This window comes from Anoxybacillus sp. TBDG-1 (genome assembly GCF_054815885.1).
Genome location: NZ_JBTZSY010000006.1, coordinates 21,118 through 34,920 on the forward strand (window position 1 = coordinate 21,118; position 13,803 = coordinate 34,920).

Consider the following 13,803-nt stretch of genomic DNA (forward strand, 5'->3'; position numbering starts at 1 on the left):
TCATCCTCATTTTATATGTTGAAAAATCAACATGTTTCGACAATAATAGACATATATTCTATTTTTCTTTAAGGAGGAGCTTGGAGTGGAAAAACATATACATATACCACATGCCCTGCTTACAAATGAACATCTTTTGTTTAACGTCATGGATCAATTGTTTGATATCGTTTTTTTAATGAAAGTGGAAGAAGGACCACGGTTTCGATATGAACGTGTCAGTCCAGCTGCTCTCCATTTAGCGAGTTTAACGGAACAAGATATCGGAAAATGCATCGAACATATATATGATCACCACGTTGCGAATCTTTTAAATGAACAATATACAAAAGCATGGAAAACAAAATCGCTCGTTACCTTTCGCGCTCGCATGAACGTAGAAGGAATGCGTTTTGCGGAGTCTACGTTAATTCCGATTTTAAATGAAAACGGCGACGTCACACACATTGTTTCATGCACGCGCGAAATTACCGATATGTTGCAAAAAGAAGAGCAGTTAGAAGAAGCACAACAATTAATTGATTCTTTATTTACCCATTCACAAGAAGCATTTATTTTATTTGATTTATTCGGACGAATCATTCGCGTGAATAAAGAAGTAGAACATTTATTCGGATTACAGAAAGAAGAAATTATCGGAAAAACACTTTCCGAAATCATCCCAGCGTATAAAGAAAATATTGAACAAACATTGGCGCGACTAAGTGAAGGAAAACCGTTACATGCCATTCGTTTAACGATGAAGGCGCAAAACAATGACAACATATACGTTTCCGTCAATGCTTCTCCGCTTTTAGACAAAAACGGAAACATTATCGCAGGTTTTGCTAGTCTGTTAAATATTACAGATCTCATTCAAACACAAAAGCAATTAAAACAAAGCGAAAAGTTGCATCGTCACATTGTTGAAGCATTTCCTGACGCGATTATCATTTGTACAGACGATAAAATCACATACGCCAATTCCGTTGCCCTTCATATATTTAAAGCAGCGACGCTTGACGATTTAAAAAACAAGCCGATTCAACAATGGATCAACACAGTCCAACAACCGACGATCACAGCAATAAATGGCGAAACAATCCCCGTGCAAATCGACGTACTCCCATTTCCATACGAGAAAGAACGGACTGAATTGATGCTCATGAAACCAATCGAACCGATTGCCGCAAGTGAAAAAGATGAAACATATATAGATAGAAACCATTTTGTCGAAAAGCTAACCGATCTTCTTTTTACACATGAAGGGGTCGCTGTCCTTTTAATTGACGTATACCAATTTAAATTTATTAATAGCTTTCTCGGATATGAAAACGGCAATGATTTATTAAAACAAATGAGTCTCCGTCTTAGCAAAGCGGTCGATACTAAAGCGCTATGGACGCAAATCAGTAGCGATGAATTTGCGATTGCTCTTTCGTATGAAAGACAGGATGAAGTGAAACAGCTTGCGCATACGATAAAAGAAACACTCCAAGAACCTTACACCATCGGCGATCAATCGATTCGAATCGGCGTTCATATTGGCATTAGCTACGCATTCGACGCTCAATTATGCGCAGAAACACTTATCAATAATGCCGAAAAAGCATTATATTTCGCGAAAATGGAAGGAACAAATATTATTAAGCCATACGAGCCGCATATGTCAAACGCTTTTACCCGAAAAATTCAGCTTGAAAACGCCCTTTCATCAGCTGTAGAAAACGAAGAGCTTTTCTTACTTTATCAACCGAAAGTAAATTTCCATGCGTGCTCGTTTAGTGTAGAAGCTCTCGTCCGTTGGAAACATCCGCAGTTTGGATTGGTCAGCCCAGCTGAATTTATTCCTATGGCGGAAGAAACGAACGTCATTTACGACATCGGAAAATGGGTGTTACGTCAAGCATGTCGCGATCTTGCATTTTTGCGTCAAAGTGCAGTAGGATGTATGAAAGTCGCTATCAACTTATCCGCAAAACAATTTTTAGACGAACATCTCGTGGAAGATATTCAACATATTGTACAAGAAGAACAGTGCGATGCATCATGCTTTATTTTCGAAATTACCGAAACGACGATTATTAAAAATCCTGAACACGTCGCAAAAACGTTAGAACAGTTAAAACAACTCGGCTTTTCGATTGCGGTAGACGACTTTGGCGTCAGCTACTCATCGCTTGAATATTTAAATCGCTTCCCAATCGACGAAGTGAAAATTGACCGCTCATTTATTCGAAACATCGTAAACAATGAAAAAAGCAAAGAAATTGTAAGTGCCATTATTTCTCTAGCGCACAATTTACAGTTAACTGTAACTGCCGAAGGAGTCGAGACGAAACAACAAGCGCAATTTTTAATTGAAAAACAGTGTGAGCAACTGCAAGGTTTTTATTTTAGCCGCCCAGTATCGCTCGAACAACTGCCAAACACGATCGTATCATTACGACAAATGGTTAACACATTAAAATCCCCGATGTAACTCGGGGATTTTTTATACGAGCACCGCGCGATCACTGGCAAATTGACTGCCGCGAATGCGCTGAAACTCTTGAAGCAACGCTTCGACAGTGAGCTTTTTCTTTTCTTCTCCACTCGCTTCAAAAATGATTTGTCCACCGTCCATCATAATAAGCCGATTGCCTAATTGAACGGCTTGCTCCATATTATGTGTCACCATTAACGTCGTTAAACGATATTGTTCAACAATTTGTTTCGTTAAATTTGTAATGAGCTGGGCACGTGCAGGGTCTAACGCTGCCGTATGCTCGTCAAGAAGGAGAACATGCGGCTTCGTAAACGTCGCCATTAACAGCGACAACGCTTGCCGTTCTCCACCAGATAATAAGCCGACTTTGGCGTGCAGACGATTTTCTAATCCAAGCTGAAGCGTAGCAAGCGTTTCTTTAAAAAATTCGCGCCGTTTTTTCGTTACCCCGAACTGTAGCGTCCGTCTAACCGTTCGGTTATAAGCGATCGCTAAATTTTCTTCAACCGTCATATTTGGTGCCGTTCCCGCCATCGGATCTTGAAAAACACGCCCGATATAACGCGCACGGTCATGTTCACTCATCGTTGTCACATTTTTTCCATCAATGACTACTTCCCCTGTATCTGGCGCAAGTCGCCCTGAAATAATGTTCATGAGCGTTGATTTTCCTGCCCCGTTGCTGCCAATAATTGTGACAAAATCACCCGACTGAAGCGACAGCTCAATGTGTTTTAGCGCCACTTTTTCATCGAGCGTTCCTTCGTTAAACACTTTCGTAATCTGCTTGAGTTGAAGCAACGGCTGCACCTCGCTTTCTCGCTTTTCGCTGTTTTTCCGCACGCGCTGCGATCATTTGCGGAACGACAAGCGCTAAAATGACGATCAAAGCAGTAATGAGCTTTACATCACCCGTTTCTAAAAATTGGACACGCAACGCAAGTGTAATGACTATGCGATATACGATCGCTCCTAAAATGACCGCAAGCGTCGCGCGCACAATCGTTTTTGCCCCAAACAGTGCTTCCCCAATAATGACTGATGCTAAACCGATCACGATCATTCCGATGCCCATGCCAATATCGCTAAAGCCGCTATATTGCGCAATTAACGCCCCTGAAAATGCGACAAGCGCATTCGACAAACCAAGCCCGATAATCGTTAAACGATCTGTATTGCCTGAAAAACTAGCAATCATTTTTTTATTGTCGCCAACTGCCCGAAGCGCCAAACCGACTTCCGTTTTTAAAAATAAGTCAATAATGATTTTCACCAACCCAACTAACAGCACACCGAAGACGATAATCGCCCATGTTTTCGGAACAAAAGGAATGATTGTTGCTAAAGCTTGATCGAAACGTTGAAACGCTTTCGTGATTATCGTCACAACTGTTTCTTGTTGTAAAAGCGGAACGTTCGGTTTATCCATAATGCGCAAATTGACCGAATATAAAGCAATCATCATTAAAATGCCTGACAATAGCGGATTAATTTTCCCCTTCGTATGCAAAAGCCCTGTCATACACCCTGCTAAAAAGCCAGCGCCAAGCGCCGCAAGCGAGGCGATAAACGGATTGACACCACCGACAATGAGGACGGAAGCAACAGCCGCTCCCGTCACAAAACTTCCGTCTACCGTCAAATCAGGAAAGTCTAAAATGCGAAATGATATATACACACCGAGCGCCATGAGCGCGTATAACAATCCTGCTTCTACGGAACTAAACAATGCTGTAATCATACGATCCATCCTTTGCGTTATTCGATAAATTCCGCCATGCTATCCCATTCACCACGCCATGTGACACCCATCTCTTCCGCTGCTTTTTTGTTGATGACAAGCTTCAACTTTTGCGGATATTGTACTGGAAGTTCAGCTGGCTTTTTCTTTCCCTCTAAAATGTCCGCCGCCATCAAACCCGCTTCATAGCCGATATCATAGTAGTCAAAACCGTACGCCGCAAAGCCGCCGCGTTTCACAGAATCTAACTCTCCAACAAAAAGCGGAATGTCTCGGTCGTTTGCCACTTGAATGACCGACTCAAGCGCAGAAACAACCGTGTTATCCGTAATGACGTAAAAACAATCCACTTTGCCAACTAACGATTCAGCTGCTTGCTTCACTTCCGCTGACGTCGACACCGACACAGGTACGATCGTTAATTCTGTCCCTTCCATCGCTTTTTTCACCGCATCAATTTGGGCAACGGAGTTTTGCTCCCCTGCGTTATAAATCATACCGACGCGATTGCCATCTATAAATTGATCAATAAATTGCACCGTTTTCGGGATCGCATCTGGATGTGTATCCGTCGTCCCTGTCACATTCCCACCCGGATTTTCCATCGACTGCACAAGTTTCGCTCCAACCGGATCCGTCACAGAAGTAAAGACGATCGGAATATCTTTTGTTGCATTTAATGCGCCAAGCGCGCTCGGTGTCGAATTAGCGAAGATTAAATCAACGCCATCTGCAACAAAGTTGTTGGCGATCGTTTGGTTATTGTTCATATCTCCTTGCGCAATTTGCACATCGTATTCTACTTTTAATCCTTTATCTTCAAGCCCCTTTTTAAATCCGTTAAACGCCGCATCAAGCGATGGGTGTTCAACAATTTGTGTCACGCCAACTTTATATGTTTTCTCCCCACTCGTTTCTTTCGACGTTTTCTCCCCAGAGCATCCTGCAAGCACGCTTCCTGCAAGCAACAATGCTCCACACATATTCAACCATTTCATTTTTATCCCCCTCACTTTTTCGCTGTTTCGCTTTTATGCGTTAAATTATACAAATATATTTTCTAAATATCAAGTAAATTCTAAAAAATAAATAAAAAACGGTGCTTACATCGCACCGCTTTGAGAGATGACTTGTTCTTTTAACGCGCGTCTTAAAATTTTTCCAGTTGTATTTTTTGGCAACTCTTCTAAAAATTCAATTGAACTTGGCACTTTATATTTCGCTAAATGCTCGCTGCAATAAGCGATGAGCTGTTGTTCGGTTAGTTGTTTATTTTTGCTTACGACAAAACATTTGACCGCTTCGCCAAAATTCGGATCCGGTACACCGATCACTGCCGCTTCCACGACATCTGGATGGCTGTAAAGCACTTCTTCTACTTCACGCGGATATACGTTATATCCTCCGACAATAATCATATCTTTTTTCCGATCGACAATGTAAAAATACCCTTCTTCATCCATTTTCGCTAAGTCACCTGTATATAACCATCCATCCCGAATCGTATGCGCTGTCTCTTCTGGCATATTATAATATCCTTTTATGACGTTCGGACCGCGCACGATCAGTTCCCCTACTTCCCCAACAGGCACTTCTTCTCCTAATTCATTGACAATTTTATTTTCGACATGTACAATGCTCGTCCCAATGGATCCCGGTTTGCGCGGACGATCGAGCGGATTAAAGCATGTCACCGGCGACGCTTCCGATAAACCGTACCCTTCAGAAACGATCACTTGAAATTTTTTCTCAAAGTTTTTCAATAACGCAACAGGCATTGATGCACCGCCTGAAATACATAGACGAATGTGCGCGAAATCTTCTGCCTTGCCTTCTGGATATTGATATAAAAAGTTATACATCGTCGGCACACCCGCAAAAACGGTCGCTTTTTGTTCACGTGCCACTTTAAACACTTCTGCCGGACTAAATTTTGGAAGAATAAGCACCGTTCCACCGTTCATGAGCGGCGCATTGAGCGCAACCGTTAAGCAAAATACATGAAACATTGGCAACGTCGCAATCACTCGGTCATCTTCATTCATTTTTAAGTAATCCGCGACATCTTGGGCGTTGCTGTATAAATTTTTATGCGTCAACATCGCTCCTTTCGGTTTTCCAGTCGTCCCTGATGTATATAAAATGACCGCGACATCATCATCGTCAAGGGCTGGACCAACAAACGGAACATCACCTATCGCAAGCACATTTGTAAACGATTTCATTTTTTCTGGCACAACAATGCCTTGTTCTTTTCCTTGCGGCGTTTCGCAAATAATGATGTGCTCGACATTTGGCAGGCGCCCATCAAGCTTCATCAGCGTCGGAATGACTAGGTCAAGCGCAATGACAACTTTCACATCGCCGTTTGTTAAAATGTAATGAATTTCATCAGGTGTATAGATTGGGTTAATTGGAATAACTGTCGCCCCCGCGCGCATCGCGCCATACAAACTGACGATAAAATAAGGTGAATTGCCTAATAAAAGTGCCACATGATCCCCTTTGTTTACCCCGAGCTTTGCTAGCCCGCTCGCAAATTTCATAATCGCACCGTTTAATTCACCGTACGTTGCAGACGTCTGTTCAAACACATACGCCTCCTTTTCCGGCTTTTGCGATGCAATTTGCTGTAACCGTGAAACTAAATTCATCTTCCCCACCCCTTTAGTGAATGAATGATCATTCATTTTAAAATTAAAAAAATTCTAAATGTATTATATTTTAAAATAAAAAAACAGGCAAGCAGGATACCAATTGTATTTTCAAAAATCACTACCATAAAAGCATCCGCTTGCCATCTTGCTTAATTCATCTCCGTTAAAACCGCTCGTTGTACAGGTGGGCAGTATGTTGCCGCAACATTTTAATCATCCCTCTATCATTCATATTTTACCATAAAATAAAAAAAGGGGACCCCCCTCAAAACGACAGTGAGCGCATTTGGCTATCTGTTGCCCGCAACAGTTCTCCCCATGTTTGATAACCACGCAGGCGGAATTGTTCTAATAGCTCCACGAATAAATACGCGGTCGTAAGCGCATCACCAATCGCGGAATGTCGTTCGTACATGCGCGTGCCGAACGCTTGTGCATATCGCTCTAAATCGCGCATATCGTACGACGGTGCGATAAAACCAATTAAATCGAGCGTATCAATAAACGTCGGCTTGCGAAATTTTATTTTTTCACGGCGCAATTCGTGCTTCATAACAAATAAGTCAAACGAAATGTAGTGACCGACAAAGCATACACTTTGTTTTTGTTCAACAAACTGGAAAAATTGCTGCAATGCTCCAATTGCTGTAGGGGCATGTTTTACTTTTTCCTCAGTAATATTCGTTAGTTCAACAATAACTGGCGGAATGTCGCGATCTGGATTCACATACGTATGAAACGTTTCGTCTTCCAGCACGGTCGTTCCTTTTACTTGCACCGCACCAATTTCAATTAATCGATCTACTGTTGCCACATTAAATCCCGTCGTTTCTGTATCAAAAACTGTAAAAACAACGTCATCGATCGGCGTCGACAATGGGATGTTATCGTTTAACTTATAGTCCATCGCCTTTCGTAAAAAAAACATCATCATCCCCCTCAAAAATGAGAAAATAATTGTGTTTGCAGTTGCTTTAACGTTTTTAAGCTTAAAATAAGTTCATCTTTTTCACGCGTTGTCATCGTTGTAAACGACAAGACAGACGATGATTGTTTATTCGCTTTATAATGATTCCATTTATGACGAATGTAAATGGATAACACGTTTTCCGCCGCTTTCTGTACATCTTTCGCAAACGATGGGGACAACACTTTTTTTTCTTTTAGCTTCTCGATTCGCTCGAACGGTGTACCGCATACAATCCCATGAATTAATCCTAAAATTTGCACGCTATGGTGGTAAGGAAATAGCACTTCTTTTTTCATATCAATCGTTTTCCGTTCAAGTCCAAAAATCGAACGAATCGGACGATCAAGCGTTGGAATTTCATTTTGCCTTTCCATCTCAACAAGCCGAAAAAAGAAAATTTTTGCCCGATTTAACTGCTCGCGAATTTGTTGTTCAAACGTACGGTGCAAATCGATGTCCCCATATATAAACCGATACGAAAAAAAGTTTTGCGCTAACAACAAATTGTCATTTGTCGCGTGAATCATCCATTCACGCAATCGGTCTTTCCACGTCTCTAGCGAACCGCGCCACGCTCGTTCGCTCGCCATCATTTTCCCTTTACACCGCTCATATCCAGCTTTCTCCATGACACGTACAATCGACTCACCGAGCTCCGCAAAATACGATGCGTGTTCGTCACTTTCATACACGAGAAAATGGTCTTGATCAGTCAATAAAAATTGCTCTCTCCGTCCACCTGATCCCATTAAATAAAAAGCAAAGCGACATGGCGGCGACCCTACTTCGTTTAGCGCTAACGCCATACAACGTAAGACGAGCCGATCATATAGTTTCGTAATCATATTTAAACATTGAGAAATCGGCACTTGATCGCGCAACATTGTCGCTAGTAAATCGTAAATGGCTGTTTTCATTTTCGGCAACGTTTGTTCATCAGCATGGTCGATTTGTTGAATCGTACGCATCATACTTGCGTTTTTCTTCCTCATTAAATCGGAAAACGTCACAATTCCTTGCACTTTTCCATCATCTACAACCGGTAAATGTTTTACCCCACGTTCAATCATCATCGCAAGTGCATCGTAATAATACGCAAATCGTGAAATCGTTGCGACGTTCTTCGTCATCACTCGTTCAACGACCGTATCATACGGAAGAGACTGTCCGAGCACTCGTTCAACGAGATCCGTTTCCGTTAAAATCCCACACAACTTTTGTTCATCTGTCACGATGATCGAACTAATATGAGTTGCCGCCATTTTTTTTGCTGCTTCTTGTACCGTTGCGGTAGGCGGTAAAGTGATGACATCACGAACCATTAAATCTTGTACGGGAACAACAAACGATGTAGAATCACCAAATTTCCGCGCCTGCTTAATTTGTTCTGCAAGCGACACATACACATCTTTTAAACGGACACATGCCTGTGTAAGCAAATAATCATGCACGTTCGGATCATCCCACAACCGCGATAAAACAGAAAACGGAATAATTAACACTTCGCATCGTTCCGCTGCCCTGACCGCGACAAGCTCTTCTTTGCCTCCTTTGGATGCACCTAAAAAATCGGCTAAGCTTGAAAAACCGATTAGTCCCCCTTTTTGCACAACTTCGAGCACTTCATCATATCCTTCATGCTCGACATATACTTCCGCCACCCCATTTAACAACAAGACGAGTCCTTTACGTTGCTCATTTTTCCCTAAAATCGTATCGTCTTTTTCAAACGTTTTTTGTTCACATTGAGCAACGAGTCGATCAATTTCTTCATGTGATAAACTGCTAAATAGTGGATGCATCTCTATCCCCTCCCTTATAAAAACGGCATCTGTGTACACAGATGCCGAACGTATTATCTCATCCACACTTGACCGTCTTTATATGTCATTTGCTCTGGATAACGAAGGTCATATACTTCTTCTTGTACAGATTGCGAAGGCTCTTTTGTCATTAACGAAACGACGATATTTGCTAACATGGCTGCAACCGCACCAAATACCCCTGCACCTGTATCAACAATACCCGCAATGGAAAAACCACCATACTTCGCTGCTAAAATGTAGCCCAACGAAACGGCTAAACCGACAATCATACCTGCAATGGCCCCTGCAGCGTTCGAACGTTTCCACCACACACCAAGTACAAGTGCTGGGAAGAATGTGCTTGCTGCAATAGCAAACGCCCATGCAACAATTTGCGTAATTACGCCCGGTGGGTTTAAAGCGACTAAACCAGCTAATACCGTAGCAGCAACGATTGAAATGCGCGCAACGAGCAAACGATTTTGCTCTGATGCATTTGGACGTAAAATGCGATAGTAAATGTCATGAGCAAACGATGACGAAATAGCAATCATTAAGCCACCTGCTGTCGATAACGCTGCTGCCATCGCTCCTGCTGCTACTAAGCCGATAACGAACATGCCAAGGTTTGCAATTTCTGGTGTTGCCATAACGACAATGTCGTTGCTAATGACCATCTCTTGCCATTGTAAAATACCGTCGCCATTCGCATCAGCAATTTGCAATTTTCCTGTGTTAATCCATTTCTCTGTCCAAGCTGGCAATTCGCTAATTTTTTGACCGACAACATTTTTAATTAAAATGAAACGTGAAAACGCTGCATACGCAGGTGCTGATAAATAAAGTAAACCGATAAATAAAAGTGCCCATGCACCTGACCAACGTGCCGCTTTCATCGTTGATACCGTATAAAAGCGAACGATGACGTGCGGAAGACCAGCTGTGCCAGCCATTAATGTAAACATAAGTGCAAGGAACTGCCACTTACTACCTTTCAAAAATGGTTCTGCATACTGTGAAATACCTAATTGCTGATCTAACTCTTGAAACTGACCAACAATTTTTCCGTAAGAAAGCCACGGAATCGGGTTTCCTGTCAACTGGAGCGACATGAAAACGACCGGAATTAAGTATGCGATGATTAAAATAACGTATTGCGCAACTTGCGTCCATGTGATTCCTTTCATACCACCAAACGCTGCATAAAACGCAATTAACACAACACCAATCATCGTACCGACTTTTGCGTCTACTTCAAGCAAACGTCCAATAACAACTCCTGAACCAGAAAGCTGACCGATCGAGTAAACGAATGAGATGATGATCGTACAGAGAGCTGCAATTACACGAGCCGTATGACTTTCAAAACGGTCGCCAATAAACTCTGGTACTGTATAACGACCGTATTTCCGAAGTTGTGGAGCAAGTAAAAATGTCAGCAACAAATAACCGCCCGTCCACCCCATAATATATGCAAGACCGTCATACCCTAACAACATAATCGTACCGGCCATACCGATAAATGACGCTGCGCTCATCCAATCTGCTGCGATCGCCATTCCGTTTGAAAACGGCGAAATACCGCGACCTGCGACATAGAAATCAGAAGTTTCTTTCGCTTTGTTATAAATGGCAATCCCAATATATAATGCAAATGACGCAATAATAATGGATAAAGACACGAGAAATTGTGTATCCATGATGCTCCCCCTTCCCCTTTGTTCTCTTAATGATCGAGCGCTTTTCCAGCGCTTAATTGTTCATTTTTCTCTTCGCTAATGCCGTATTTTTTATCGATGCTGTCGCTTACTTTTGCGTTAATAAACAACAAAATAATGAACGTGACTACTGCACCTTGTGCCCCCATAAAATAATGGAACGGAAAACCGTTGAATGTCATGGCTTTAAACGACTCTGCAAACATGACAACACCGAATGAAACAATAAACCAAATAATCAAGAAAATAACAATTAATCGCACACGTTCACGAAAGTACGAATCAGCTACTTTTTTATCAATTTGTTTCAAACAAACACACCCCCAAGTTAAAAATAAATTTGACCGTTTCAAAAAATGGAGCTGGGAACGTTATGACTTCAAATAAAAAGTAAGCGAAGACTGACAAGAATGGAATGAGTAAAAAGAAAGGTTTTTGCTTGCGAAAAGCAACATACAAGCTCACGATCGTAATCCCTAAGATGAGGTAAAACACAATCAAACAAATACCCCCTTTAATTTGTAAGCGTTATCATTTTATTTTAACACCCACCTCCTAACACGTGTTACTAAATTTTAAGAAAATTCTAACACACCCATATTATCTCTACTTTTCAATCTATCGTCAAGCACCTGTTCAAAAAATTTTCAAAATTTTTATTCTGTATTATAACAAATACAACAAAGAATCTAACTGAAAAAGGCTAATCCCAAACTGTAAACATGTTTTGAGATTAGCCCCATCATCTCCATTTACTCTATAAAAGGAAATTTAATATCAAAAAAGTATAAAATAACAAGTATAGTGGTCAAAACAAGCGTTTGAATGCTGTCACGTTTAAGTAAAACGCGATGCGAAGGTTTACACTCTTGTTTTGATGTCCAGCGATGAGTAACATAGGAAGAAAACAAAAACCAACAAAAAATAACTATATAGCTAACTATTCCATATTGCCACCACGTCATTTGAATCACCTAAAAAGAGAGATAGCCAATCACTTATCCGTTACAGAAAACTTACAAAACTTTATAAATAATCTATTGATTATTTATAAAGTTTACGTTTCCTTCCTTGTTCATCGCGCCCGATTTCGCCGAAGCTACTCTCGTTTGCTCGGCGCTCCGAAGGCTTCACTTCCCCACTAACGTATGGGTACATAGTCATGTCACATCATGGATTCGGCATATTGTTTCAAGTTGATGCTTGCATTCAAATCGCGATCGATTTCTATCCCACACGCCTCACAACGGTACGTCCGTTCCGATAAAGAAAGGTGGTCTTTCACATGACCGCAACGGCTGCACTTTTTGCTTGACGGATAAAAGCGATCTACGACGATCAACTCGATACCATGCCATGCACATTTGTACGTCATTTGCCGCTTGAACTCGTGGAATGTTTGTTGTTGAATCGCTTTCGATAGCTTCCGATTTTTTAACATGCCACTTGTGTTCAAGTCTTCCATCACGACATACGCTGGCTTGGCTTTCACCAACGTCGCTGTGATGTGGTGAGTATGGTTAAGCTGCATATTTTTCAGCCTTCGGCGTTTTTTCAAAACAAGGAATTCAATTTTCTTGATGTTTTCCGTTTTTCTGTAACGGAATTCACCTCCTTCTGTTTTCGTTTTATTCATTTCGTACTTTCGTGATATTCGTCTTTGCATGCGCTTCATTGACTTTTCCAGCTTTTTTACTTTCGGTGTTTGGTTGATGTTTGGAAACGTCATGCCATTGCTGACGGTAGCTAACGACTTTACCCCTAAATCAATGCCGATGCCCTCGTTGTACGTTTCATGTTTTACTTCCGCTTCTTCTACACCGACCGTTAAAAACCAATGTATTCCGTCAAACACGATGCGTGGATTGACGTATGTTACATGTTTTCCGTGCGGAATACGTCCTCGCTCCGCCAAACGAATCCAATTGAGCTTCTGTCTATTTTTCTTTTTGGAAGGCGTCAGTTTCTCTAGTTTCACATGCGTGTCGGTGATTTTGATTTTTGCGGTGTCTTGATAAAAACTTGGGCGTGTTCGTTTCTTCGTTTTAAATTTTGGACACTTCGCCCGTCCTGCAAAAAAGTTTTTGTAGGCTTGACACGCATCTTTTATTGCTTGTTTTGTGATGTTGTTGGAATAATTGTTGAGCCAACTATATTCTTTCGTTTGTTTGAGCTGCGTTAATCTTTTTCTTAATTCACCATCATTTAAAAATTTACCGCCTTGTTTATGATTTTCTTGTTGTTGTGCCAATGCAAAATTGTACGCCCATCTGGCAACACCCGCACACTCAACTAATTTTGTTTTTTGTTTGTTATTCGGAAGTAGCATAACCTTATATGTTTTAATCACTTCCGGTCAGCTCCTTAACCATTCTCTTGGCTTTATTGGCTCTTTTGCCTTGTAATTTTTTATAAATTGTATATAGAGTTTTATTGATTTTCACA

At 41.3% G+C, this 13,803-nt stretch carries 10 protein-coding genes; 1 reads left to right on the forward strand and 9 read right to left on the reverse strand.

Annotated elements, in window-relative coordinates; all coding sequences use genetic code 11:
- The first annotated feature begins 85 nt into the window (after positions 1-85).
- Positions 86-2,461 carry an EAL domain-containing protein gene (locus ACYQY7_RS03210; protein ID WP_461200703.1) on the forward strand — a complete coding sequence of 792 codons (2,376 nt, stop codon included), beginning with the start codon at positions 86-88 and terminating at the stop codon, positions 2,459-2,461.
- A 12-nt stretch (positions 2,462-2,473) separates the two neighbouring features.
- On the opposite strand, the gene ACYQY7_RS03215 is transcribed toward ACYQY7_RS03210, so the two are convergent.
- From ACYQY7_RS03215 to ACYQY7_RS03255, 9 genes are all read right to left on the reverse strand, one after another.
- Positions 2,474-3,268, reverse strand: coding sequence for an ABC transporter ATP-binding protein (locus ACYQY7_RS03215; RefSeq protein WP_461200704.1), 795 nt, complete (start codon positions 3,266-3,268; stop codon positions 2,474-2,476).
- On the reverse strand, positions 3,234-4,208 hold the full coding sequence (locus tag ACYQY7_RS03220) for an ABC transporter permease (protein ID WP_461200705.1): 975 nt from the start codon (positions 4,206-4,208) through the stop codon (positions 3,234-3,236). The genes ACYQY7_RS03215 and ACYQY7_RS03220 overlap by 35 nt, the downstream gene beginning before the upstream one ends.
- Before the next feature lie 17 nt (positions 4,209-4,225).
- On the reverse strand, positions 4,226-5,206 hold the full coding sequence (locus ACYQY7_RS03225; RefSeq protein WP_461200706.1) for an ABC transporter substrate-binding protein: 981 nt from the start codon (positions 5,204-5,206) through the stop codon (positions 4,226-4,228).
- A 105-nt stretch (positions 5,207-5,311) separates the two neighbouring features.
- Positions 5,312-6,862, reverse strand: a complete 1,551-nt coding sequence (locus ACYQY7_RS03230) for a fatty acid--CoA ligase family protein (protein ID WP_461200707.1) — start codon at positions 6,860-6,862, stop codon at positions 5,312-5,314.
- A 268-nt stretch (positions 6,863-7,130) separates the two neighbouring features.
- On the reverse strand, positions 7,131-7,793 hold the full coding sequence (locus ACYQY7_RS03235) for a 3'-5' exonuclease (RefSeq protein WP_461200708.1): 663 nt from the start codon (positions 7,791-7,793) through the stop codon (positions 7,131-7,133).
- A gap of 11 nt (positions 7,794-7,804) precedes the next feature.
- Entirely contained in the window at positions 7,805-9,637 is a 1,833-nt protein-coding gene (locus ACYQY7_RS03240; RefSeq protein WP_461200709.1) for a DUF294 nucleotidyltransferase-like domain-containing protein, read from the reverse strand.
- Between the two features lie 53 nt (positions 9,638-9,690).
- Entirely contained in the window at positions 9,691-11,340 is a 1,650-nt protein-coding gene (locus ACYQY7_RS03245) for a sodium:solute symporter family protein (RefSeq protein ID WP_183248397.1), read from the reverse strand.
- Positions 11,341-11,366: 26 nt separating this feature from the next.
- The gene (locus ACYQY7_RS03250) at positions 11,367-11,669 is read right to left on the reverse strand and encodes a DUF4212 domain-containing protein (protein ID WP_032100864.1); all 303 of its coding nucleotides are present in this window, start codon (positions 11,667-11,669) and stop codon (positions 11,367-11,369) included.
- An 854-nt stretch (positions 11,670-12,523) separates the two neighbouring features.
- The gene (locus ACYQY7_RS03255) at positions 12,524-13,708 is read right to left on the reverse strand and encodes an RNA-guided endonuclease InsQ/TnpB family protein (protein ID WP_461200710.1); all 1,185 of its coding nucleotides are present in this window, start codon (positions 13,706-13,708) and stop codon (positions 12,524-12,526) included.
- Positions 13,709-13,803 lie beyond the last annotated feature (95 nt).

Coding starts and splice junctions, on each gene's coding strand:
- ACYQY7_RS03235 (WP_461200708.1), bottom strand. CDS start 7,793: ATGTTTTTTTTACGAAAGGCGATGGACTATAAGTTAAACGATAACATC.
- ACYQY7_RS03245 (WP_183248397.1), bottom strand. CDS start 11,340: ATGGATACACAATTTCTCGTGTCTTTATCCATTATTATTGCGTCATTT.
- ACYQY7_RS03225 (WP_461200706.1), bottom strand. CDS start 5,206: ATGAAATGGTTGAATATGTGTGGAGCATTGTTGCTTGCAGGAAGCGTG.
- ACYQY7_RS03230 (WP_461200707.1), bottom strand. CDS start 6,862: ATGAATTTAGTTTCACGGTTACAGCAAATTGCATCGCAAAAGCCGGAA.
- ACYQY7_RS03220 (WP_461200705.1), bottom strand. CDS start 4,208: ATGATTACAGCATTGTTTAGTTCCGTAGAAGCAGGATTGTTATACGCG.
- ACYQY7_RS03240 (WP_461200709.1), bottom strand. CDS start 9,637: ATGCATCCACTATTTAGCAGTTTATCACATGAAGAAATTGATCGACTC.